Origin of the sequence: Bradyrhizobium sp., assembly GCF_027307225.1 — a bacterium.
Classification (GTDB): Bacteria; Pseudomonadota; Alphaproteobacteria; order Rhizobiales; family Xanthobacteraceae; genus Bradyrhizobium.
On record NZ_DAHUXJ010000105.1, the window covers coordinates 1 to 21,505 of the forward strand.

The following is a 21,505-nucleotide window of genomic DNA, read 5'->3' on the forward strand; positions in this document are numbered from 1 at the left end:
TTCAGCAGGCGATCGATGTAATCGAGTTCGATCTGCGGACGTAGCGGGTCGGCGGCACGCCGGCGAAGCTCTTCCAGAATCCTGCGCACCCGCTGCACATCGATCTCGCCGGGAATCTTCACCGTCAGATCGTCGCCGAAATCCTTGCCGCGCAAGGGTCTGCCCAGGGGATCGCTTTGCTGGCCATTGCCCTGCTGGCGGCCTGCACGATTCCCAAGGGCACTCCCCTGACCTTCCCCGTCCTGCTGCTGCATGGAGTCGGCGAGGTTCTGCGCCCCCTTGCGAAGCGCATCCAGCGCCTGGCCTTGCGCATCGACGGCGCCATCGGGGTTGCCCTCGCCAAGCTTGCCGCTGGCATCGCCCATCGCATTATCGGCCGCGCCAAGATTATCACCGTCATCGCCGGCTTGCTGATCGCCGTCCTGCCCGGGTTGCTGGCCCTGCTGCCCCTTCTGGCCGCGCTGGTTTGGCCCCATGCCGCGCTTGGCCAATTCCTCCTGCAATTTCTTCAGGCGGTCGCGCAGGCCCTGCTGGTCCTGCTGGAGGTCGCCCATGGCCTGATCGCCCTGCTTGCCGCGTTGCCGGTCACGCCGGGAATCCTGGCCCTGCTTGAAGGTCTTGTCGCGCAGTTGCTGCTGCTTGCGGATCATGTCGCCGAGCTCGTTCAGAGCCTGCTCCATGTCGCTGTCGCCGGACTGGCCGGGCTGGGCCAGTTGAAGGCCCTCCAGCATCTGCTGCAATTGATCGAGCAGCTGCCGGGCCGCGTCCTTGTCACCGGAACGCGACAGCCGCTCCAGCCGGTCGATCAGGTTGTGGAGGTCCTGCTGGCGCATGATCCTGGCATTGGGGTCGAGCGGCCGCGCCAGAGCTTGCGGATTGTTGCGAAGCTGTTCGGCGAGCTGACGCATGAAATTATCGAGCGCCGCGCGCAGATCCTGGGTGAGCTTCTTGATTTCTTCGTCGCTGGCGCCGCGCTCCAGCGCCTCCTTGAGCGCGTCCTGCGCCGCACGAAGCGCCTTGTCGACATCGGTGATGTCGCCATCCTCGATCGTGACCGCGAGCGCCCACATACTCGCGACCACGCCGCGCAAGGCATCGTCAGTGTGCGCCGTCTCCAGCTCGTGCGAGACGTTGCGCAGGCCGAGATATTGACCGACCTCCGGCATGAATAGTTCGGGCGCGATCATCAGCGATTCCAGGGCGTCGATGACCGGCTGACGCTGATTGGCGTCAAGCGCCAGAATGCGGCGCTGCTCGATCAGCGCGCGCGCCAGCGGCTTGGTGAACAGCCGCTCCGGCAGGCGCATCTCGAACGGCTCGCTATGTCCCTCATTGCCGGCCTGGTCCCTGGCCGTCAGGGTCAGCTTGACGTCGGCGCCCGCGTAGGGGTCTTCGCTGAGATCCTTAACGGTTTGACCGACGCCGTTGCGGGTCCGGACATTCGGCAGCACCAGGGAGAATTGCGGCGGATCGAACAGCGGCCTCGCCTCGCCGGCTGCATTCCGGGCCGCGAACCGGGCGTGCGCTTCGGTAACGCCGTAATCGTCCTCGACCTTGTAAGAAAGCTGCAACGCCCCTCGCGCCTGGCGTTCCGGATCCTTGGCGAGCGCGATGGTCGGGGGATGATCGGGCAACGCAGTGAAGCGCCACTGCGGCTCGCCGGACGGCGCGCGGACGTGCGCGGTGCCATCACCCGTGATGGTGAAATGCTTCTCGCTCGTCCCCTTGGGAGCTTGTTCTGTCGGCGCCGTTTCGGTGACTCCGCCGCCCGCCACCACGTCGAGCGCGCCGCCGCTCGAGCGCACGATCAGCGTGCTGCCGGTCGGCACGGCCAGCGGACCCGACTCAGGAAGCGTCGCCTCCTTGTTCGCCGCTGACAGGATGATCGGTGGCTTTGCCGTGTACAGCGGCGGCGTCACCCAGGCATCGACCCGGACGTTATCGGCCGCAAACACCCCGTTCCAGTCAAAGGCAGCAGCAACGCGAATCGTTCGTTCATCGCCGGCCGCGATATAGGTTGCGACCATCAGCACCACGATCAGGCCGCGAAGCGCCCACGGATCGTGAATGGCCAGCCGCGGCGACGGCAGACCGGCGCGGATGCGCCGGATCGAAGCCAGCGTGCGTTCGCGCTGCGCTTGCCACAGCGCCAGCGCGACCGGATCCTGCGTCGTCAGCGTATCGGTGAGTGTCGTCGCCGGACGATGGCGAATGCCGGTACCCCGATCAAGCCGCCCCAGCGCATCCTGGCGGCTCGGCCAGCGAAACCATGCCAGAGGGGCCAGCGCCGCGAGCGCCAGTACCAGGAAGAGGCCAAGCCCGATGGCGCGGGCGGCGAAAGGCAGAATCAGCCAAAGCCCCGCCCAGGACGCCACCAGAAACAGACCGGCGACGGTCAGAAACCGCGCCAGATGCGGCCAGCTTCTTTCCCACGCGATTGCATATTCAGCCCGCCGCAGCACCTGCGCGATCCGCAGCCGCGAGACTGCATCGGGCTTAAGTTCCGGCTCCGGCGAAACGGGGGTGGGTCCGCTCAATCATCTCTCCAGGTTGCCCGGCAACCCCAGCCTAACACAACGGCAACCGTGAGGCATCCACGCAAGCCGGGTAGCCCACACCCGGCTTATCGCATAGCACGAAGGCGTGACTGTGCCTGCACGTCCACGTAACGTTAACTGGCGCCGCCCGCTCGGAGTTCCTTTAGCGCGCGCGGCTGACGCCGGCGCAGCGCGCCTGTCGAAATCGTCGTCAAATCTGCAAGGTGTGAGCATGGACATCGGATTTATTGGCCTTGGCAACATGGGGTTTCCCATGGCGCGGCGCCTGATCGAGGCCAAACATCAGCTTTTCGTTTTCGACTCCCGCAGAGAGGTCATGGATAAACTGGTTGCGCTCGGCGCCAGGGCGACTTCCTCGCCGAAGGACGTTGCTGACCGCGCCGAGACCGTGATGGCGAGCCTGCCCTCGCTGCAGGCCTCGCTCGACGTTGCGACCGGAAAGGATGGCGTCATCGAAGGCAGCCGCGTAAAGCGCTTCGTCGATCTCTCCACTGTCGGTTCGCAGATGGCGGTGCGGATCCACGGCATTCTCGCCAAGCGCAACGTGGTCCAGATCGACTGCCCCGTCTCGGGCGGTGTCGGTGGCGCCGAGAAGGGCACGCTCGCGGTCATGGTGTCGGGCCCGCGCGCTGACTTCGAGGCGATCAAGCCGGCGCTGGAGGTAATCGGCAACGTGTTCTTCATCGGTGAAAAGCCGGGCGCGGGCCAGACCATGAAGCTCGCCAACAACTTCCTGTCCGCGACGGCGATGGTGGCGACCTCCGAGGCCGTGGTGATGGGCGTGAAAGCCGGGCTCGATCCTGCGATCATGATCGACGTGATCAATTCGGGCTCGGGGATGAACACGGCAAGCCGCGACAAGTTTCCCCGCTCGATCCTGCCGCGCAGTTTCGACTTCGGCTTTGCCACCGGATTGATGGTCAAGGATGTGCGGCTGGCGCTCGAAGAGATGAAATCGCTCGGGCTTTCGATGGAAGTCGCCGAAGCCGTGGGACGCTTGTGGGAAGTGGTGATCCGCGAAGCAGGCGCCGATTCCGACTTCACCTCGGCTATCAAGCCGATCGAAAAGAAAGCCGGTGTGGTGGTCGGCGGCGGCAAGGGCGGGATTGCGGGGAAATAGTTTGCGTTACCCGGACGCAACGCAGCGCCATAATCGCGTTCACGCGCGTCTTCGACGCGCTATGGCGATGCGTTGCTGATCCGGGGTCCAACATTGGCGGATGTGGGTGGGTCCCGGTTCTGCACAGCGGCACTTCGCGCCGCAGTGCGCCCGGGACACGAGAGCTACAGCCACGGCGCCGGCCGGTCCATCGCAATCAGCGCATCGACCTCAACGCGCGGGCGCACCACGGCGTATTGATCGTCCTTGACGAGCACTTCCGGCACCAGTGCGCGCGTGTTGTAGGTGCCGGACTGCACCGCGCCATAGGCACCGGCGGTCATGATAGCGAGCAGGTCGCCTGCTTGGGGTTCCGGCATGGAGCGGCCGAGCGCGAGGTAGTCGCCGGTTTCACATACTGGCCCGACCACATCGGCGGTGATCTCCGGCGTACCCTTCGGCGTGGCGCGGACCGGCAGGATATCGTGGTGTGCCTCATACAGCGTCGGGCGGATCAGATCGTTCATCGCGGCATCGATGATGACGAACTTCTTCGCTTCGCCCTGCTTCACATAGGTCACGCGCGAAACCAGAATTCCCGCATTGCCGACAATCATCCGGCCGGGCTCGAACAACAGCGAGCAGCCGAGATTGTGCGTCACCCGCTTCACCATCGCGGCATAGGCCGACGGCACTGGCGGAGCTTGCCGGTCCATGTGGTAGGGGATGCCGAGACCGCCGCCGAAATCGACATGCGAAATGGCGTGGCCGTCGGCGCGCAGCGTTTGCACGAATTCGGCCAGCAGCCGGAAAGCCGCTTCGAGCGGCACGAGATCGGTAATCTGGCTGCCGATATGCACATCGACGCCGTGCACGCGAATGCCCGGCAGCTTGGCTGCGCGCGCGTAGACGCCGCGCGCCTGCGTCAGCGGAATGCCGAACTTGTTTTCGGACTTGCCGGTCGAGATCTTTGCGTGCGTGCCGGCATCGACATCCGGATTGACGCGAACCGAAATCCGCGCCGTCTTTCCCAGCGCACTTGCCAAACGTGACAGCAATTCAAGTTCGGGTTCGGACTCGACGTTGATGCTGAGGATGTCGGCCGCAAGCGCCGCGCGCAGTTCGGCTTCGGTCTTGCCAACGCCTGAAAACACGATCCGCTCGGGCAAAATGCCGGCAGCGAGCGCGCGCTTGAGTTCGCCGCCCGAGACCACGTCGGCGCCGGCGCCGAGCTTTGCCAGCGTGCGCAGCACCGACTGGTTGGAATTCGCCTTCAGCGCGTAACAGACGAGCGCCTTCTCGCCGGCAAAGGCCTCGCTGAACACGCGGTAGTGACGCTCCAGCGTCGCGGTCGAATAGCAATAGAACGGCGTTCCGACCGCGTCGGCGAGTTCCACCATGCTGACCGCCTCGGCGTGCAGCACGCCGTTGCGATAATCGAAGTGATTCATGATGATTTTCCACAGAGTGGCGGCGGACACATCCGCCGCACCAAGCTTAGTTGCTGTTCAGAAGCGGATCGAGAGCGAACGGCCGTTTTGGACCTCTGCCTGCGGTTGGCAGCTGACCGCTGTTGTTCGGATTGAACAGGTTCGGAGCGCTGGCTTGCGGGGGCGCGTTCGGATCTGCCTGAACCGCGGCGACCGGCTGTTGCAGTTGCGATGACGCGGTCGGCGGCAAATCGAGCGGCCCCTTGCGTCCGCAGCCGCCCAGCGTCAACGCGGCGGCGCCCAGCAGGATGAGAGCCCAGCGGTAGCTCGAGCGGTCGTTCCGAGTCACGTCAAAATCCCCAATGCGGGCCGCACCATACAAAGATTGATTGGTTCTGGCGAGAGCCACACGGCGCTGAATTTCCGGTAAAGAATTGTAACTCAGCCTAACTTTCGCTCTTTTTCCAACCGCTTGAGCCATGCTTTGGCCTGCGCGGCGACATTCTTCGGCGCCGTGCCGCCAAAACTGGTCCGGCTCTTCACCGAGGCCTCCACCGACAGCACGGAAAGCGCGTCCCTGGTGATGTCTGGCTCGATCGCCTGCATCGCTTTCAGCGGCAACTCGTGCAGGGCAACGCCATCGCTTGCGGCCTTCGCCACAATCCGACCCGTGACGTGGTGCGCGTCGCGGAACGGCATTTTCAGCGTCCGCACCAGCCAATCCGCAAGGTCAGTCGCCGTCGCATAACCCTCGCCGGCCGCAAGCTTCATGCGGGCCTCGTCCGGCACCATGTCGAGAACCATGCCGGTCATGGCGCGAATCGCCAGCGACAGCGCGCCAAACGCTTCCATCGCGCCCAACTTGTCCTCCTGCATGTCCTTTTGATAGGCGAGCGGAAGGCCCTTCATCACGATGAGTAACGCATTGAGCGCGCCGATCACGCGGCCGGTTTTCGCGCGCACCAGTTCGGCCGCATCGGGATTGCGCTTCTGCGGCATGATCGAGGAGCCGGTGGTGAACTTGTCCGAAAGCCGAATCAACCCGACCAGCGGCGAGGTCCAGATCACGATCTCCTCGGCAAAGCGCGACAGATGCACCGAACAGATCGCCGCGGCCGACAGCGTTTCAATAACGAAGTCGCGGTCGGATACCGCATCGAGCGAATTGGCCATCGGCCGGTCGAAGCCAAGGGCCTTGGCCGTTGCCGCGCGATCAATCGGAAACGAGGTACCGGCGAGCGCCGCCGCGCCCAGCGGCGATTCGTTGAGGCGCTGGCGCGCATCGGCGAAACGACCACGGTCGCGCGATGCCATCTCGACATAGGCGAGCAGATGATGACCGAAGGTGACCGGCTGGGCGGTTTGCAGATGGGTAAAGCCGGGCATGACGGTTGCCGCATGTTCCAGAGCACGCTGCGCCAGCGCCTGCTGGAACGCAGCCAGCGCCCGATCCGTCTCGTCGATGGTGTCGCGAACGAACAAGCGAAAATCCGTCGCCACCTGGTCGTTGCGCGAACGCGCGGTATGCAGGCGGCCCGCGGCGGGCCCGATCAGGTCGGCAAGCCGGCTCTCGACGTTCATATGAATATCTTCGAGCGCGCGCTTGAAATCGAACGATCCCTTGCCGATCTCTGACAAAATCGTGTCTAGACCCTTGGCGATATTTTTCGCATCGTTTGCCGTAATGATCCCTTGCGCGGCCAGCATGACGGCATGGGCCTTGGACGCGGCGATGTCCTGGGCGTACATGTGACGGTCGACGTCGATGGAGACGTTGATTTCCTCCATGATCGCATCGGGACGCTCGGTGAACCGCCCGCCCCACATCTTGTTGCTCATGACCAATTGCTCGCCGCTTTGGTGTAACCGAAGCCTTCCAATAGCCGTATCTGAACCGTGATGACAAACGATATGCCCGAAAGCCCCTCGCCTGCCCCGGCCCCATTCAACCGCATACCCTATGTGATCGGGGCGGTCCTGGTCGGCGCGGTGGTCGGACTTGGGGGGGTATACGGGCTCGGCGGGCTCAAGCGCAACGTGTCGGGCGACGCGGCCGCATGCGCGCCTGCCGTCAGTCTGTCGAAAAGGATCGCCCCGCTTGCCCATGGCGAGGTGGCCGCGTTGACGATGGCGACGGCGCCGCTGCGGCTGCCGGACCTCGCCTTCGAGGACGCTGACGGAAAGCCGAAGAAGCTCTCGGACTGGCGCGGCCAGATCGTGCTGGTGAACCTCTGGGCCACCTGGTGTGTACCCTGCCGCAGGGAAATGCCTGCGCTGGATCGCCTGCAGGCCAAGCTCGGCGGCAAGGATTTCCAGGTGGTGGCAATCAATATCGATACCCGGGATCCCGAAAAGCCGAGGAATTTCCTGAAAGAGGCCAAGCTGACCCGGCTCGGCTACTTTAGCGACGATAAAGCCAAGGTTTTTCAGGATCTTAAGTCGATAGGCCGGGCCTTGGGCATGCCGACCTCGGTGCTTGTCGATGGCAACGGCTGCGAGATCGCAACCATCGCCGGCCCTGCCGAATGGGACAGCGACGACGCCACCAAGCTGATCAGGGCGGCGACCTCGACGGGCTCCTGACCGGGAAGGACCTCAGGCCTCGTCCGCGACGTTGTTGCGCAACAGGCCGATCCGGTCGATCTCGACCTCGACCACATCGCCTGCCTTCATCCACAGCGGCGGAGTACGGCGGGAGCCGACGCCGCCTGGCGTTCCGGTCACGATCACGTCGCCCGGCTCGAGCCGCGTGAAGGCCGAGCAGTACTCGATCTGGCGCGGAATATCGAAAATCATCTGGCTGATGGTCGTATCCTGAACCACCTCGCCGTTGAGGCGGGTCTGCAGCCGGAGCGGTCCGAGATCGCCGGCTTCGTCCGGAGTAACCAGCCACGGGCCGAAGGCGCCGGTGTTCGGAAAATTCTTGCCCGGCGTGAACTGATGGGTGTGACGCTGATAGTCGCGCACGCTGCCCTCGTTGTAGCAGGCGTATCCGGCGATGTAGCCCCAGGCGTCCTTGCGCGAGATGTAGCGGCCCGGCTTGCCGATGACGAGCGCCAGTTCGCCCTCATAATCGAGATCGGTCGACACCTTCGGCCGGACGATGCTGGACAGGTGTCCGGTCTGGCTGTTGGCGAAACGGCCGAACACGGTGGGATTGGCGACCTCGTCGCGGCCGGTCTCCTTGCGGTGGTTCTCGTAATTGAGGCCGATGCAGAGGATCTTGTCGGGGTTGGGAATCACGGGCAGCCAGGTGATCTTGGCAAGCGGATGCCGCGCAGCCTTGCCGGCGGATTTGGCGGCCTCGGTGAGGGCGTCCGCGGCGATGGCCGATTTCAGATCGGCAAAGCGATCGCGCAGGGCAGCGCCGAGATCGACCGCGTCGTTACCGTCGATGAGGCCCCAGCTGCTGGCGCCGTTGATCTCAAAACTCGCGAACTTCATCTGTTGTCCCTGGAAATAGCGTGAGGCTAGTGGAGTTTTGGATTTGACATTCGCTCCCCGCTAACCGGGAATGCACAAAGCGAATGTCAAATCCAAAACTCCACTAGAAACTTATACTTCGCTAGTGGTCCTTTGATTCTAACATTTGCAAAAGTGCCAGCTTCACCGGGATGCAAATGCTAGAATCGGACCACTAGCCTTTCGCTATCGCATGCGGCGACGTCGGACAATGCCGCGACGGCCCAGAAATGCGCACATCAGGCCAGCTCCGCACGGATCGGGGGATTCAGGCCGAACGGGACTTGGGAGAGATCAGGCCGAGATGTTGAGATTGCCGCCGATGCCGGCGCCGAGATTGGCGAGCGAGGGCGACGATCCGGCCCCCAGGAGGGTCAGGACCGAGGATTTCTCGGAATCGATGTTGGATTTCAGGGCGGCGGTCGCGATCTGCTGCTGGGTGTTACCCGCCTGCATCGCAATCAAACTCATGGCCAAACTTGCTACGTCCATACGCACCACTCCCGAAACGCCGACAGGCTAGGCGGGAAGCGTTAACGAATGCTGGAGATTGCGCGAATTAGCGGGTCGGAACCGGCTTGTCGCCGCGATAGTCGTAGAAGCCGCGCTGGGTCTTGCGTCCCAGCCAGCCGGCTTCGACATATTTCACCAAGAGCGGACACGGGCGATACTTGGAATCGGCCAGCCCCTCATGCAGCACCTGCATGATCGAGAGGCAGGTATCGAGGCCGATGAAATCGGCAAGCTCCAGCGGGCCCATCGGATGATGCGCGCCGAGTTTCATGGCCGCATCGATCGCCTCGACGTTCCCGACGCCTTCATAGAGCGTATAGATCGCCTCGTTGATCATCGGCAGCAGAATGCGATTGACGATGAAGGCGGGAAAATCCTCCGACACCGCGACTTGCTTGCCGAGCCTGGTGACAAATTCCCTGGCGGCGTCGAAGGTCGTATCGTCGGTGGCGATGCCGCGGATCAGCTCGACGAGCTCCATCAAAGGCACCGGATTCATGAAATGAATGCCGATGAAACGCTCGGGCCGGTCGGTCGAAGCGGCGAGCCGGGTGATCGAGATAGACGAGGTATTGGAGGCGACGATGGCGCTGGGCTTCAACAGCGCACAGACATCGTGAAAGATCTTGCGCTTGACGTCTTCCTTCTCGACCGCGGTCTCGATCACGAGATCGCAGTCGGCAAGGCCGTCCATGGTTTCGGACAGCGCGATGCGCTCCAGCGCCTGCTTGCGCGCGTCGTCGGTGATGGCCTTCTTGGCGACCTGCCGTGACAGGTTGCCGTTGATGGTCGCCATCGCCGACTTCAAGCGATCGGCAGAGAGGTCGTTGAGCACCACGTCGAGGCCCGCGAGGGCCGAGACATGCGCGATGCCGTTGCCCATCTGGCCCGAACCGATCACGCCGATTTTCTTTATCATGACCGCCATCTTATCGCGCCGTTTGCCCCTTGTCGCACCCCTACTTTCCGATCGCCTCGGTCAGCTCTGGAACCGCCTGATACAGGTCGGCCACCAGACCGTAATCGGCAACCTGGAAAATCGGTGCGTCCTCATCCTTGTTGATCGCCACGATCACCTTGGAATCCTTCATGCCGGCCAGATGCTGGATCGCCCCGGAAATGCCGATGGCAATGTAGAGTTCAGGTGCCACCACCTTGCCGGTCTGACCGACCTGCCAGTCGTTCGGCGCATAGCCGGCATCAACCGCGGCACGCGAAGCGCCGACGGCTGCCCCGAGCTTGTCGGCGAGCGGTTCGATATATTTGCTGAAGTTCTCACGGCTCTGCATCGCGCGGCCGCCGGACACGATGATCTTCGCCGAGGTCAGTTCGGGACGGTCGCTCTTGGCGACCTCCTCGCCGACAAAGCTGGAAAGACCGGGATCGGCCGCCCCGGCCGCATTCTCCACCGGCGCGCTGCCGCCATCGCCGGTGGCTGCAAAGGTCGAGGTCCGCACCGTAATGACCTTTTTGGCGTCCTTCGACTTGACGGTCTGGATCGCGTTGCCGGCATAGATCGGCCGCTCGAAGGTGTCGGGCGAAACCACCTTGATGATCTCCGACACCTGCATCACGTCGAGCAGCGCGGCGACGCGCGGCATGACGTTCTTGAAGCGCGAGGTCGCTGGCGCAACGAAGGCGTCATAGCCCCCGGCAAGCGAGACGACCAGCGCAGCCAGGGGTTCCGCCAGGTCATGCGCGTAAGCAGCATTGTCGGCCAGCAGGACCTTCTTGACGCTGGAAAGCTTCGCCGCCGCGTCCGCCGCCGCCTTGGCGTTTTCGCCGGCGACCAGCACATGCACGTCGCCACCGAGGGCGGTGGCCGCCGTCAGCGCCTTGTGGGTCGCATCCTTGATCGATGCGTTGTCGTGTTCAGCGATCAGAAGCGTAGTCATCTCTAGAGAACTCCCGCTTCGGTCTTGAGCTTCGATACCAGCTCGGCGACGTCCTTGACCTTGACGCCGCCCTTGCGGCCCGGCGGTTCGGACGTCTTGAGAATTTCGAGATGCGGCGTCAGGTCGATGCCGTAATCCGATGCGCTTTTGTCAGCGATCGGCTTCTTCTTGGCCTTCATGATGTTCGGCAGGCTCGCGTAGCGCGGCTCATTCAATCGCAGGTCGGTCGTGACGATCGACGGGCCCTTGAGCTTCACGGTCTGCAGGCCGCCGTCGACCTCGCGCGTCACCTTGAAATCGGCGCCGTCGACCTCAAGCTTGGAAGCAAAGGTCGCCTGCGACCATCCAAGCAGGGCCGCCAGCATCTGTCCGGTCTGGTTGGAGTCATCGTCGATCGCCTGCTTGCCCAGGATCACAAGCCCCGGCTTTTCTTCATCGGCCACCGCCTTGAGGATTTTCGCGACCGCCAGCGGCTCGACGTTCCCCTCGGCCTTGACCAGGATGCCGCGGTCGGCCCCCATCGCAAGCCCGGTGCGGATGGTTTCTGACGCCTGTGCCGGCCCGATCGAAACCACCACCACCTCGGTGGCCTTGCCGGCCTCTTTCAGGCGCAGGGCCTCCTCAACGGCGATCTCGTCGAACGGGTTCATCGACATCTTCACGTTGGCCAGTTCAACGCCGGTTCCATCGCTCTTGACGCGGACCTTGACGTTGTAATCGACCACTCGTTTTACCGGTACCAGGACCTTCATCGACCCTCTTTCATCCGCAACACGATGATTTCACAGCTTGAGGCGCGGAACCTAAAGCGCCGGCCCACCCCGGTCAACGCTAGTGCTCCGATTCCGAAGTTCGTACCATATTGCGGCTCCACGTTTACGAACTTCGGAATCAAAGGAGCACTAGCCAAATATATGATTCTAGTGCGGTTTAGAATTTGAAGTTCCTATGACGAGGTTACTGCGAAACTGATAGGAACTTCAAATTCACCGCATTAGCGGAGTGGAGAGGGCCAAAAATCGCCCCCGGATGCCTGCACCTCTAGCGGTTCTGGCCGGGCACCCACAACACGTCCCCGACGCCATTGCCGTTGGCCGTGCGGCTGGCGATGAACAGGAAGTCCGACAGCCGGTTCATATACTGAATGGCGGCGTCCCCAACCGGCTCATTCGGCTGGGACGCGAGTTCCACCATGATCCGTTCCGCCCGCCGGCAAATGGTGCGCGCCAGATGCAGGTAAGCGGCGGCCGGCGTGCCGCCCGGCAGCACGAACGAGTTCAAGGGCTGAAGGTCCGCATTCAGGCGGTCGATATCGCGCTCGAGGCGCTCGACCTGGCTGGCGAGGACGCGCAGGCGCTCGGCCTTGCCCTCGCGCTGGGGCACCGCAAGGTCGGCGCCGAGATCGAACAGGTCGTTTTGAATCAACCCCAGCATCGCGTCGAGTGCGGGGGCTTGGCTAAGATGAAGCCGGACGACGCCGAGCGCGGCATTGGTCTCATCGACGGTGCCGTAGGCCGCGATCCGCAAATCATATTTCGGACGGCGCTCGCCGCTGCCGAGCGCAGTCGTGCCGTCATCGCCGGTTCGCGTATAGATGCGATTGAGGATGACCATGGCTAGAGCTCCGATTCCGAAGTTCGCAAGCTAGTGCGGCAACCTCTGATGCGAACTTCGGAATCAAAGGAGCTCTACAATAATATAGCTGATAGTGCGGCTCTTGAATTTGAAGTTCCTACAACGGACCCGCGGCGAAACTGATAGGAACTTCAAATTCGCCGCACTAGTCTCCGCTCGTGTAGCTAGCGATGACCCATCGCCCAGACCGTAACCATGATGACGACGATCGCGACGAACTGGAGCAGCACGCGCAGCTGCATCAATTTCTGGGAGCGGTTCGGCGAACCGCCCCGCATCATGTTGAGAAGACCCATGAGCAGCACCAGCGCAACTGCGGCCACTGCGATGGGGACGATAAACGTACCAAGAAAAGAAGCCATGCACCCTACATAACACCGCGACCGCCGGTACGCCAATCGCCGGGCATCAACATGGCAACTCTGGCTTTTGGCGGGATAATGTCAGAAGGTAGTTTGGCTAACTCACGCTGAGGGTCCGTGGTGCGGCTGATTCGCTACGTCTTTCACGTCGGCCTCGACGCCTTCTACACGTTCCTGGCCGATGACGGCTGGGCAATTGCGAGCCACATCGCGCTGTCGACCTTGATGGCGCTGTTTCCGTTCCTGATCGTGCTGACGTCGCTTGCGGGCTTCTTCGGCTCCAAGGAACTCGCCGATCAGGCTGCACAGCTTCTGCTTCAGGTCTGGCCGAGGCAGGTCGCCGATACGTTGGCGGGCCAAATCCACGACGTGCTCACCACGACCCGCGGCGACATCCTCACGATCGGCGCGGTGCTAGCGGTTTACTTCGCCTCCAACGGCGTCGAGGCGCTTCGCGTTGCGCTTAACCGCGCCTATGCGGTGATCGAGCCGCGCCGATGGTATTGGCTGCGGCTGGAATCGATCGGCTATACGCTTGTCGCCGCCTTCACCTCGCTCGCAATGGCGTTCCTGATCGTGCTTGGCCCTCTGATGGTTGAGGCCGCTCGCCGGCATATTCCGATCATCGTCGAAAGCAACGAAAAGCTCCTCAACATCGCCCGCTACAGCATTACGATCCTGGCGCTGGTGATCGCACTATTTGTTCTGCATGCGTGGCTGCCGGCCGGCCGCCGGTCGTTCCTGCAAATCCTGCCCGGCATTATCTTCACGCTGATCGCTTCCATCATTTCAGGCACGGTGTTCGGGCAGTATCTGGCGCGTTTCGCCAACAACTACGTCACGATGTATGCCGGCCTCGCCTCGGTCATCATCGCGCTGGTTTTTCTTTATTTCATGGCCGCGATCTTCGTCTACGGCGGAGAGCTGAACGCGGCGATCATCAAGTCGCGCTTGCCGCGCGGCATGTCACTTCAAGCAGCGCAATCGCTAAGGCCCTCGGAGACACGGGCTTGACCAGAAAGGCGTCCGCGCCCGCCCCGCGCGCGGCAGCCTCGTCGGCGCTGCGGCCCGAGACGCCGATGATCGCGGTGCCGCCATAGGGTGCGCCGAGCGCGCGGATGCGGCGGATCGCCTCGATGCCGTCGATCCCCGGAAGCACCATGTCCATCAGCACCGCATCGAAGCCGCCTTGCACGATGCGGCCGGCAGCGTCCTCGCCCCGGCCGATGAACTCCGTCTGATGACCAAGCTCGGTAAGGACCGCGTTGAGCACGACCCGGCCGAACGGATTATCCTCGACGCTCAGAACGTGCAGGCCCCGCGCGCGATCCTGCGATCGGTCCACGTCATGACCCGACTGCGACGGAGAGGCCTCGGCGAGGTCCAACTTTACCGTTAGCGTGAACGTGGTCCCGCCGCCGCGCTGTGGCGTGACTTCGATATCGCCGCCCATCGCGCGCGCGAGTTGCTTGACCGACGACAGGCCAAGCCCGGCGCCGCCGAAGCGGGCGGCAATTTTGACATTGGCCTGCGAAAAGGGACGAAACAGCCGCTTGATTTCCTGGAGCGTCAAACCGATGCCGCTGTCGGAAACAGCAAAGGCCACGCCGACCTTGCCCTTCGCTTCGCCGGTCGGCCGCACGGTCAACGCCACGCCGCCGTGCTCGGTGAACTTGGTGGCGTTGTCGATCAGGTTTTCCAGCGCCGCGCGCAGGCGAACGGGATCGCCGGTGACGAAAGTCGGCAGCTTCTCCGAGATGTCGACCTTCGACTGCAGACCCTTGGCGGTCGCCCGGCCCGCCAGCGAACCGCCGGCGCTGTGAGCGAGCGTCCGCAGATCGAAAAAATCCTGTTGGACACCAAAGCCGGCGTGTCCGCTTCGGGCGGCGTCGACGAACAGGGTTGCAAGGCTCGCCAGGTGCTCGGCGCCGGCCTTGATGGTATCGACCCAGCGCCGTTCCCGCTCGCCGAGCTCGGATGTCGCGAGAAGATCGCTGATGGCCAGAATGCCGGTCAGCGGCGTGCGGACCTCATGCGCGAAGGCAGCGAGCGCCGTCTCAACAATGCCGGGGGCGGCCGTCTTGCTGGCCTTTTTGGTGACGGCCCTGCGCGGCTTGCCGGCTGCCGTCTTTCGCTTTTTCGGCCGAGTTTTTTTCAACCGCCGCTCACTGCGCCGCAGGCGCGAACTCGATGCCATGATTCCCCCAATCCTGGCTTTCCACACCATGGCACGTCCGGGTGGATTGAGTCACGCCGAAGCGCGACGTGACGGCAAACAGGTTGTTGGCAAGGTAAGCAAACGTTCAGGCAAGGCCGATCCGGCGGCGAATTTCGGCTGGGCTCGCTCCCACGGCTCTCAATTCGCGAAGGCTAGTGGCGTCGGTCGATTTGGATAGCTTTTGCCCTGCGGCGTCACGAATGAGGCGGTGGTGGCGGTAGGTGGGCTGGGGCAGCCCTAGCAGCTCCTGTAACAGCCGATGCACGCTGGTTGACCAGAACAGATCCTGTCCGCGCGCCACTTCCGTGACGCCTTGCAGCGCGTCGTCGAGCACGACCGAGAGGTGATAACTGGTCGGCATCTCCTTGCGCGCGATGATGACGTCGCCCCACGCGGCGGGATCGGCCGCGACCGTACCGGTTTCGTCTTTCGGGCCTTCGCCTCGCTCGGTCCAGGAAAGATCGCCGGCCTGGGCACAGGCGGCGGACATGTCGAGCCGCAGCGCATACGGCGCGCCGGATTGCAGCAGCCGCTCCCGCTCCTCGGGCCCGAGAGCACGGGCCGTCCCTGGATAAAGCGGCGCACCGTCGGGATCACGCGGCCATCCGTGGGGGATGTTCTGCTCTGCGATCAATTTCGCAATGTCGAGACGGCTTTCAAAGCTGGGATAAACCAGTCCCTCGGCCGAGAGTTTCTCGACCGCATCGCGGTAACCGGCAAGGTGCTCCGATTGCCGCCACACCGGTGTTTCCCAGCTCATCCCGAGCCAGGCGAGATCTTCGTAGATCGCGGTCTCGAATTCCGGTTTACAACGCGTTGCGTCGATATCCTCGATGCGCAACAGGAACCGTCCGCCGGACTCGCGCGCGAGATCGGCGTTCAGGAGCGCCGAAAAGGCATGTCCGAGGTGCAGATAGCCGTTCGGGCTCGGCGCAAAGCGGAAAACGGGTGGCGGCATTGATCTCGGTCTCAATAGGTGATGGTTTTAAGTCGCAATGACCCTCCACCTCAACAGCCAGACCGACCTCGAAGAGGCGATGCACGCGCTTCTGCAACTGGACCCCCGGCTTCAGCCGGTGTTTGCGGTTGCAGGCATGCCCGCGCTGCGGCGGCGCGAACCCGGCTTCGTGGGCCTTGCCCATATCGTCTGCGGCCAGCAGCTTTCGACCGCAAGTGCGTCAGCAATCTGGGCGCGTCTGACCGCCGCGTTCGATCCATTCCATCACGATGGGTTCCGCCGCGCCCGTGCTGATCGCCTCGGCAGGCTCGGCCTGTCGGCGGCGAAAATCAAGACGCTGAAGAATTTGGCGCGCGAGATCGCCGCGGAGCGGCTCAATCTCGATATGCTCGCTAACGAGGAGGCCGACGCCGCGCATCACACGCTGGTCTCGCTGCACGGCATCGGCCCCTGGACAGCCGACGTGTACCTGCTGTTTTGCCTCGGCCATGGCGATGCGTGGCCGGCAGGCGACCTCGCCGTGCAGGAGGCTGTGAAAATCGGGTTCGGACTAAAGAAACGTCCAACGCCGAAGGAAATGGCTGATATCGCCGAACCCTGGCGTCCGATGCGTGGGGCTGCGGCGCATCTGTGGTGGTCGTATTACCGCACCATCAAGAGGCGCGAAGGCGTAATCGGCGGTGCTGCAGGGGCCAAGGTTGATTCAACCAAGGCAGCCTCAAAGAAGGCTGTCTCAGACAAATCCCCCGTTGCAAAACGCTCATAGCTAAGCCGCTTTTGGCTCGCTCGCAAAGGGTATAGCTTTGGTACCGGAAAACGCCGAACAAGGCCCCGCGAGACCGTCGCATGCTCGATCGAACACAGGATATCGCCGCGTCAGCCGAAAACTGGCTGACCGAATTCGCTCGCGCGCTCGAACATCCCGACAGCCGGACGCTTCGTCCGCTCTTTCATCCCGATGGTTTCTGGCGCGACGTGCTGGCGCTGAGCTGGAACCTGCAAACGGCGAACGGGCTCGATGCCATCCTGAACGAGCTGCCTGTTCTTGCCCGCCGCGTAGCGCCTCGTTCGTTCAAGATCGATGCCGATCGCGCGCCGCCGCGCCGTGTGCAGCGCGCGGGCACCGAGACGATCGAGGCGATCTTTGGGTTTGAAACCAGGGAAGGCCGTGGCCACGGCATCCTCAGGCTTATCCCCGACGCCGATGACGGCAACCGGCTCAAGGGCTGGACGCTGCTCACCGCGCTTGAGGAATTGAAGGGTTTCGAGGAATCAATTGGCTCGGCGCGCCCGCGCGGCCAGTCTTACTCGCGCGATTTTCGCGGGCCTAACTGGCTCGACCTGCGCCGGGCAGCCTCAGCTTATGCCGACCGCGACCCCACTGTGCTTGTCGTCGGCGGCGGACAGGCCGGGCTTTCGATCGCCGCGCGGCTGAAGCAACTGTCAATTGACACGCTGATCGTCGATCGCGAAAAACGCATCGGTGACAACTGGCGCAAGCGCTATCACGCGCTGACCCTGCACAACCAGGTGCAGGTCAATCACCTGCCCTACATGCCGTTCCCGCCGAATTGGCCGACCTATATCCCCAAGGACAAGCTCGCCAACTGGTTCGAAGCCTACGTCGATGCCATGGAGCTGAATTTCTGGACCGACAGCGGCTTCGAAGGCGGCTCCTATGACGCGGCGGAAGGCCGCTGGTCGGTCGTGCTGCGGATAGGCGATGGCACAACGCGTACGATGCATCCGCGCCATGTCGTGATGGCCACCGGTGTCAGCGGCATCCCCAACATCCCGGATATCCCGACACTGAAGAATTTTTCCGGCACGGTGCTGCATTCCAGCCGCTACGACGACGGCGAAAGCTGGAAGGGCACGCGCGCCGTGGTGATCGGTACCGGCAATAGCGGCCACGATATTGCCCAGGACCTCCATTCGAGCGGCGCCAGGGTGACGCTGGTGCAGCGCAGCCCGACCCTGATCACCAATATCGAACCGTCGGCGCAGCTCGCTTATGCGACCTATAACGAGGGCACCCTGGAAGATAACGACCTGATCGCGACCTCGATGCCGCTGAAATTGGCGCGGCGAACCCACCAGATGATCACCGAGCAGTCCAAGCAGTTCGACAAGGACCTGCTCGACGGGCTCAAGGCGGTCGGGTTCGCACTGGATTACGGCGAGGACGACACTGGCTGGCAGTTCAAATATCTGACCCGCGGCGGCGGTTATTATTTCAATGTCGGTTGCTCGGATCTGGTGGCGCGGCGAGAAATCGCGCTTCGGCAGTTCTCGGACATTGAAGCCTTCGCCGCCGACGGCGTTCGTATGAAGAATGGCGAGGAGTTGGCCGCCGATCTCATCATTCTGGCAACCGGCTACAGGCCGCAGGAAGTTCTGGTGACGCGGCTGTTCGGCGAAGAGGTCGCCGCGCGCGTTGGCCCGATCTGGGGATACGGCGACGGGCAGGAACTGCGCAACATGTATACACGCACCGGCCAGCCAGGCCTTTGGTTCATTGCCGGCAGCCTCGCGCAGTGCCGCATCAATTCGAAATTCCTGGGTCTGCAGATCAAGGCGATCGAGGAAGGACTGCTTTAGCCTGGTGCCTGTCATTCCACCTTGAGGCCGGACGCCTTGATGACCGGCCACCATCGCTCCGCCTCGGCTTTCTCGAAAACCCGTAACGCCTCCGGTGACTGCTGGTCGCGCGGCGAAATCTGAATGCCGAGATCGTCAAACCGCTTTTGCACAGAGGAATCCGCAAGTACCGCGCGCAAGGTCGCGTTGAGCTTCTCGACGATCTCCTTCGGCGTAGCCTTCGGCACCCAGAGCCCGTACCAGAGCGAAGCCGTAAAACCCGGGAGGCCTGCTTCCTCGACGGTCGGAATATTGGGCGATGCAGGCAACCGCGCTTTGCCGGTCACAGCGATCGGCTTGACGCTGTCGGTTGCGATCAGCGCTTTGAAATTGGACGAAGGCTCCATCATGAAATCGATCTGTCCCGCCAGCAGATCCTGCATCGCCGGCGCGTTGCCGCGATAGGGCACGAACTGGAATTTCGTGCCGGTCTCCTTCTGGAACGCGATCCCGGCCAGATGCCCGGTCGCGCCGACGCCGGCGATGCCGACCGAAGCCTTATCGGGATTGGCCTTGAGGTAAGCGATCAGCCCCTTGAGATTGTCGGCTGGAAAGTCCTTCCGCGCCGCGAGCAGCAGCGGTTCGCTGCCGATATAGATGATCGGCTCAAGATCGTTCAGGAGATCGAAGGGAAGCTTGTAAAGACCACCCGTGAGCATGTGCGTGGTCGAGGTGCCGATGGAGAGCGTATAGCCGTCAGCGGGCGAACGCACCGCACGGCCGACGCCGATGGTCCCGGCCGCGCCAGCAACGTTTTCGATGATGACGGGCTGGCCGAGGATGTCTCGTGTCTTTTCGGCGAGAAAGCGCGCCAGTGTGTCGGTCGCACCGCCTGCCGGGAATGGAACGATCATGGTGATCGGTCGCGCCGGATAAGACTGCGCTGCCACTCCGCCAGCCGATCCGAAAGTAGCGACGGCAACGACCATCGCCAAAAACCATCGGCGTGCGAATAAATCAGACATCGCCAACCACCTCGCGCCGCCGCCGTTCGGATTCTTCGGCATAACGCCGCATCGCATGCGCCTCAGTCAAGATCCCGATCGGCCGTTGATCGCCGCTTTCGACCACGGTGAGCGATTCCGCCTCCGTCACGTCGAAGGCCGCAATCGCCTCGCGGATATTCATGCCGGGATGCAGCACGACGCGGGGATAATGCAGGATGCTGTTCAGGCTCTTTTTTGCGTCGATGTCGGCGCCGTGCGCATCCGACACGAACACCATTCCCGCATAATGGCCGGCATCGTCGACCGCAACCAATTGCGTCTTCGATCCCGGCGGAAATTTCGTGCGAAATTCGGCGATCGACGTCGCGGCGTTCACGGTCAGCACATCCGGCCGCATCAGCCGCCGCACGGTGAGATCGCGGATCCAGCCGACATCGGCCGCACTGCGGATGGTTTCGCCCCGCAGATGCAAGCGCCAGGTGGCGAAGGAGTAGCCGAACAGCTCGCGCGTGATCTGGGTCGAGATGATCACGGCGACCAGCACTGCCGTCGTCAGCCAGAGGTCGCCGGTCGATTCCAGCGCGATGAACGACATCGTCAGCGGCCCGCCGATGACGGACGCCGACAGCGCACTCATGCCGATGATGGCGTAGACGTTGGATTCAAGGCGCAGGCCCGGCAAGATCCCGTCAAAGCCTTCCGCGAACAGACGGCCGCCGATCGCGCCGAGAAAAAGCGTGGCGAAAAACAGGCCGCCGCGAAAGCCGGAGCCGAGCGATATCACCGACGCCGTTGCTTTCAGCGCGAACACCATGCCGATGAACGCGACCGGCATCGTCACGATGCCGTTGAAGTGCAAGGCGCCATGACCCGACGACAACACCTGCGGCGTCTGCAACGCCAGGAAGCCGACGGCGAGACCGCCGAGCGCGGGGCGCAGCGGCGCCCAGGGCACGATTTTCGACAACAACGCTTCGCAAAGCCCAGCGCCGCGCATGATCGCAATCCCGAACAGCGCCGCGAAAACGCCGAGCAGCGCCGCTACCGCGAGGTCGCGCCCAACAACGATACCGACCACCGGGCCAGAGGCGACGCCAAGCGACAGCGGGGTAAAGGCATGCGCGACGAAATAGCCGACGACGGAGGCTACCCCGACCGGCGTGAGGCTCGCGGGTGTATAGCCACCCAGCACGAGTTCAAAGGCATAGAAGGCGCCCGCCAGCGGCGCGCTGAAGGCCCCCGCAATCGCAGCTGCCGTCCCGCATCCGACCATCAACCGCTGGTCCGCACGGCGCAGATGAAAGCCGCGACCGAGCGAAGCGCCGAGCCCGCTCGCAAGCTGGGTGTATCCGGCCTCCAGCCCGACCGACGCGCCGACCCCGCTGGACCAAACCGTTTGCAGCGCCACGATCACACTTCCACGAAACGACATCCGGCCGCCATGCAGGGCATTGGCCTCGATGGGGTCGATTTCGCGAGCCGGCCGAACCCGCAGCAACAAGAGGAACGCAATTCCAAGCAGAAGCCCGCCGATGCTTGGAACCAGAAGCGCGCGCGCAGGATCGATCGAGACCTGGCTGGAGAGGCGGTCTCCGGAACTGATATTGAAGAGCAGGATGTGGAGCAGGTTCACCGCGGCGCTCATCGCTGCCACGACCAAACCGCCGACGATGCCGACCACCGCCGCCAGAATGATCAGGCTGCTCTCGTGGGCCCGAACGAAGGCCCTGAGCCGCCGCGGCGCCTCGAGATAGGGGGACTTGGTGATCATTTTGCCGTGTCCATAAC

The 21,505-nt window shown here is 63.2% G+C and carries 20 protein-coding genes; 5 read left to right on the forward strand and 15 right to left on the reverse strand.

Going from position 1 to position 21,505, the window contains the following annotated elements; genetic code table 11:
* The coding region (locus M6D32_RS18395; protein ID WP_298258777.1) for a TIGR02302 family protein at positions 1-2,537 on the reverse strand (2,537 nt) is incomplete at its 3' end.
* A gap of 232 nt (positions 2,538-2,769) precedes the next feature.
* On the opposite strand from M6D32_RS18395, the gene M6D32_RS18400 reads away from it, so the two are divergent.
* Positions 2,770-3,678: an NAD(P)-dependent oxidoreductase gene (locus M6D32_RS18400; RefSeq protein WP_298258779.1), complete on the forward strand. Its 909-nt coding sequence runs from the start codon at positions 2,770-2,772 to the stop codon at positions 3,676-3,678.
* Between the two features lie 164 nt (positions 3,679-3,842).
* Here the strand turns inward: M6D32_RS18400 and lysA are convergent, their stop codons facing one another.
* From lysA to argH, 3 genes are all read right to left on the reverse strand, one after another.
* The gene (lysA, locus tag M6D32_RS18405; protein WP_298258781.1) at positions 3,843-5,108 is read right to left on the reverse strand and encodes a diaminopimelate decarboxylase; all 1,266 of its coding nucleotides are present in this window, start codon (positions 5,106-5,108) and stop codon (positions 3,843-3,845) included.
* A 46-nt stretch (positions 5,109-5,154) separates the two neighbouring features.
* Positions 5,155-5,436 (reverse strand): lipoprotein, encoded by a 282-nt coding sequence (locus tag M6D32_RS18410; protein ID WP_298258784.1) that lies wholly within the window; start codon positions 5,434-5,436, stop codon positions 5,155-5,157.
* 92 nt (positions 5,437-5,528) lie between these two features.
* Positions 5,529-6,926, reverse strand: coding sequence for an argininosuccinate lyase (argH, locus tag M6D32_RS18415; RefSeq protein WP_298258786.1), 1,398 nt, complete (start codon positions 6,924-6,926; stop codon positions 5,529-5,531).
* Positions 6,927-6,986: 60 nt separating this feature from the next.
* Between argH and M6D32_RS18420 the strand changes: the two genes are divergently transcribed.
* The gene (locus M6D32_RS18420; protein WP_298258788.1) at positions 6,987-7,670 is read left to right on the forward strand and encodes a TlpA disulfide reductase family protein; all 684 of its coding nucleotides are present in this window, start codon (positions 6,987-6,989) and stop codon (positions 7,668-7,670) included.
* A gap of 12 nt (positions 7,671-7,682) precedes the next feature.
* On the opposite strand, the gene M6D32_RS18425 is transcribed toward M6D32_RS18420, so the two are convergent.
* The 7 genes from M6D32_RS18425 to M6D32_RS18455 all read right to left on the reverse strand — a co-directional run bounded on the left by M6D32_RS18425 (position 7,683) and on the right by M6D32_RS18455 (position 12,954).
* Positions 7,683-8,531, reverse strand: a complete 849-nt coding sequence (locus tag M6D32_RS18425; protein WP_298258790.1) for a fumarylacetoacetate hydrolase family protein — start codon at positions 8,529-8,531, stop codon at positions 7,683-7,685.
* A gap of 312 nt (positions 8,532-8,843) precedes the next feature.
* Positions 8,844-9,041 carry a putative motility protein gene (locus tag M6D32_RS18430; protein WP_298258792.1) on the reverse strand — a complete coding sequence of 66 codons (198 nt, stop codon included), beginning with the start codon at positions 9,039-9,041 and terminating at the stop codon, positions 8,844-8,846.
* Positions 9,042-9,108: 67 nt separating this feature from the next.
* On the reverse strand, positions 9,109-9,990 hold the full coding sequence (locus tag M6D32_RS18435) for a 3-hydroxybutyryl-CoA dehydrogenase (RefSeq protein WP_298258794.1): 882 nt from the start codon (positions 9,988-9,990) through the stop codon (positions 9,109-9,111).
* 31 nt (positions 9,991-10,021) lie between these two features.
* Positions 10,022-10,957 (reverse strand): FAD-binding protein, encoded by a 936-nt coding sequence (locus M6D32_RS18440; protein WP_298258796.1) that lies wholly within the window; start codon positions 10,955-10,957, stop codon positions 10,022-10,024.
* Positions 10,958-10,959: 2 nt separating this feature from the next.
* Positions 10,960-11,709 carry an electron transfer flavoprotein subunit beta/FixA family protein gene (locus tag M6D32_RS18445; RefSeq protein WP_298258797.1) on the reverse strand — a complete coding sequence of 250 codons (750 nt, stop codon included), beginning with the start codon at positions 11,707-11,709 and terminating at the stop codon, positions 10,960-10,962.
* A gap of 289 nt (positions 11,710-11,998) precedes the next feature.
* Positions 11,999-12,571, reverse strand: a complete 573-nt coding sequence (locus tag M6D32_RS18450; RefSeq protein WP_298258799.1) for a cob(I)yrinic acid a,c-diamide adenosyltransferase — start codon at positions 12,569-12,571, stop codon at positions 11,999-12,001.
* Between the two features lie 185 nt (positions 12,572-12,756).
* Positions 12,757-12,954, reverse strand: a complete 198-nt coding sequence (locus tag M6D32_RS18455) for a twin transmembrane helix small protein (RefSeq protein WP_298258801.1) — start codon at positions 12,952-12,954, stop codon at positions 12,757-12,759.
* Positions 12,955-13,074: 120 nt separating this feature from the next.
* Between M6D32_RS18455 and M6D32_RS18460 the strand changes: the two genes are divergently transcribed.
* Positions 13,075-13,968: a YihY/virulence factor BrkB family protein gene (locus M6D32_RS18460; RefSeq protein WP_298258803.1), complete on the forward strand. Its 894-nt coding sequence runs from the start codon at positions 13,075-13,077 to the stop codon at positions 13,966-13,968.
* On the opposite strand, the gene M6D32_RS18465 is transcribed toward M6D32_RS18460, so the two are convergent.
* A complete protein-coding gene (locus tag M6D32_RS18465; protein ID WP_298258805.1) occupies positions 13,895-15,151 on the reverse strand; it encodes an ATP-binding protein in 1,257 nt (418 codons plus the stop codon). The two genes, M6D32_RS18460 and M6D32_RS18465, sit on opposite strands and share 74 nt — an antisense overlap.
* 106 nt (positions 15,152-15,257) lie before the next feature.
* Positions 15,258-16,130: a tRNA glutamyl-Q(34) synthetase GluQRS gene (gluQRS, locus tag M6D32_RS18470; RefSeq protein WP_298258807.1), complete on the reverse strand. Its 873-nt coding sequence runs from the start codon at positions 16,128-16,130 to the stop codon at positions 15,258-15,260.
* A gap of 37 nt (positions 16,131-16,167) precedes the next feature.
* On the opposite strand from gluQRS, the gene M6D32_RS18475 reads away from it, so the two are divergent.
* Both M6D32_RS18475 and M6D32_RS18480 read left to right on the forward strand, forming a co-directional pair.
* The gene (locus M6D32_RS18475; RefSeq protein WP_298258809.1) at positions 16,168-16,896 is read left to right on the forward strand and encodes a DNA-3-methyladenine glycosylase; all 729 of its coding nucleotides are present in this window, start codon (positions 16,168-16,170) and stop codon (positions 16,894-16,896) included.
* A gap of 80 nt (positions 16,897-16,976) precedes the next feature.
* Positions 16,977-18,731 carry an NAD(P)/FAD-dependent oxidoreductase gene (locus M6D32_RS18480; protein ID WP_298258811.1) on the forward strand — a complete coding sequence of 585 codons (1,755 nt, stop codon included), beginning with the start codon at positions 16,977-16,979 and terminating at the stop codon, positions 18,729-18,731.
* Between the two features lie 11 nt (positions 18,732-18,742).
* Here M6D32_RS18480 and M6D32_RS18485 read toward each other — a convergent pair whose 3' ends face one another.
* Positions 18,743-19,735, reverse strand: coding sequence for a tripartite tricarboxylate transporter substrate-binding protein (locus M6D32_RS18485; RefSeq protein ID WP_298258813.1), 993 nt, complete (start codon positions 19,733-19,735; stop codon positions 18,743-18,745).
* Positions 19,728-21,488: a chloride channel protein gene (locus tag M6D32_RS18490; protein ID WP_298258815.1), complete on the reverse strand. Its 1,761-nt coding sequence runs from the start codon at positions 21,486-21,488 to the stop codon at positions 19,728-19,730. The genes M6D32_RS18485 and M6D32_RS18490 overlap by 8 nt, the downstream gene beginning before the upstream one ends.
* Between the last annotated feature and the right edge of the window lie 17 nt (positions 21,489-21,505).

Bases quoted from the DNA above. Each gene is read 5' to 3' on its own strand.
- M6D32_RS18400 (WP_298258779.1), top strand. From the start codon at position 2,770: ATGGACATCGGATTTATTGGCCTTGGCAACATGGGGTTTCCCATGGCG.
- lysA (WP_298258781.1), bottom strand. From the start codon at position 5,108: ATGAATCACTTCGATTATCGCAACGGCGTGCTGCACGCCGAGGCGGTC.
- M6D32_RS18450 (WP_298258799.1), bottom strand. From the start codon at position 12,571: ATGGTCATCCTCAATCGCATCTATACGCGAACCGGCGATGACGGCACG.
- gluQRS (WP_298258807.1), bottom strand. From the start codon at position 16,130: ATGCCGCCACCCGTTTTCCGCTTTGCGCCGAGCCCGAACGGCTATCTG.
- M6D32_RS18455 (WP_298258801.1), bottom strand. From the start codon at position 12,954: ATGGCTTCTTTTCTTGGTACGTTTATCGTCCCCATCGCAGTGGCCGCA.
- M6D32_RS18490 (WP_298258815.1), bottom strand. From the start codon at position 21,488: ATGATCACCAAGTCCCCCTATCTCGAGGCGCCGCGGCGGCTCAGGGCC.
- M6D32_RS18430 (WP_298258792.1), bottom strand. From the start codon at position 9,041: ATGGACGTAGCAAGTTTGGCCATGAGTTTGATTGCGATGCAGGCGGGT.
- M6D32_RS18480 (WP_298258811.1), top strand. From the start codon at position 16,977: ATGCTCGATCGAACACAGGATATCGCCGCGTCAGCCGAAAACTGGCTG.
- M6D32_RS18475 (WP_298258809.1), top strand. From the start codon at position 16,168: ATGACCCTCCACCTCAACAGCCAGACCGACCTCGAAGAGGCGATGCAC.
- M6D32_RS18435 (WP_298258794.1), bottom strand. From the start codon at position 9,990: ATGGCGGTCATGATAAAGAAAATCGGCGTGATCGGTTCGGGCCAGATG.
- M6D32_RS18485 (WP_298258813.1), bottom strand. From the start codon at position 19,735: ATGTCTGATTTATTCGCACGCCGATGGTTTTTGGCGATGGTCGTTGCC.
- argH (WP_298258786.1), bottom strand. From the start codon at position 6,926: ATGAGCAACAAGATGTGGGGCGGGCGGTTCACCGAGCGTCCCGATGCG.
- M6D32_RS18420 (WP_298258788.1), top strand. From the start codon at position 6,987: ATGACAAACGATATGCCCGAAAGCCCCTCGCCTGCCCCGGCCCCATTC.
- M6D32_RS18425 (WP_298258790.1), bottom strand. From the start codon at position 8,531: ATGAAGTTCGCGAGTTTTGAGATCAACGGCGCCAGCAGCTGGGGCCTC.
- M6D32_RS18440 (WP_298258796.1), bottom strand. From the start codon at position 10,957: ATGACTACGCTTCTGATCGCTGAACACGACAACGCATCGATCAAGGAT.
- M6D32_RS18445 (WP_298258797.1), bottom strand. From the start codon at position 11,709: ATGAAGGTCCTGGTACCGGTAAAACGAGTGGTCGATTACAACGTCAAG.
- M6D32_RS18465 (WP_298258805.1), bottom strand. From the start codon at position 15,151: ATGGCATCGAGTTCGCGCCTGCGGCGCAGTGAGCGGCGGTTGAAAAAA.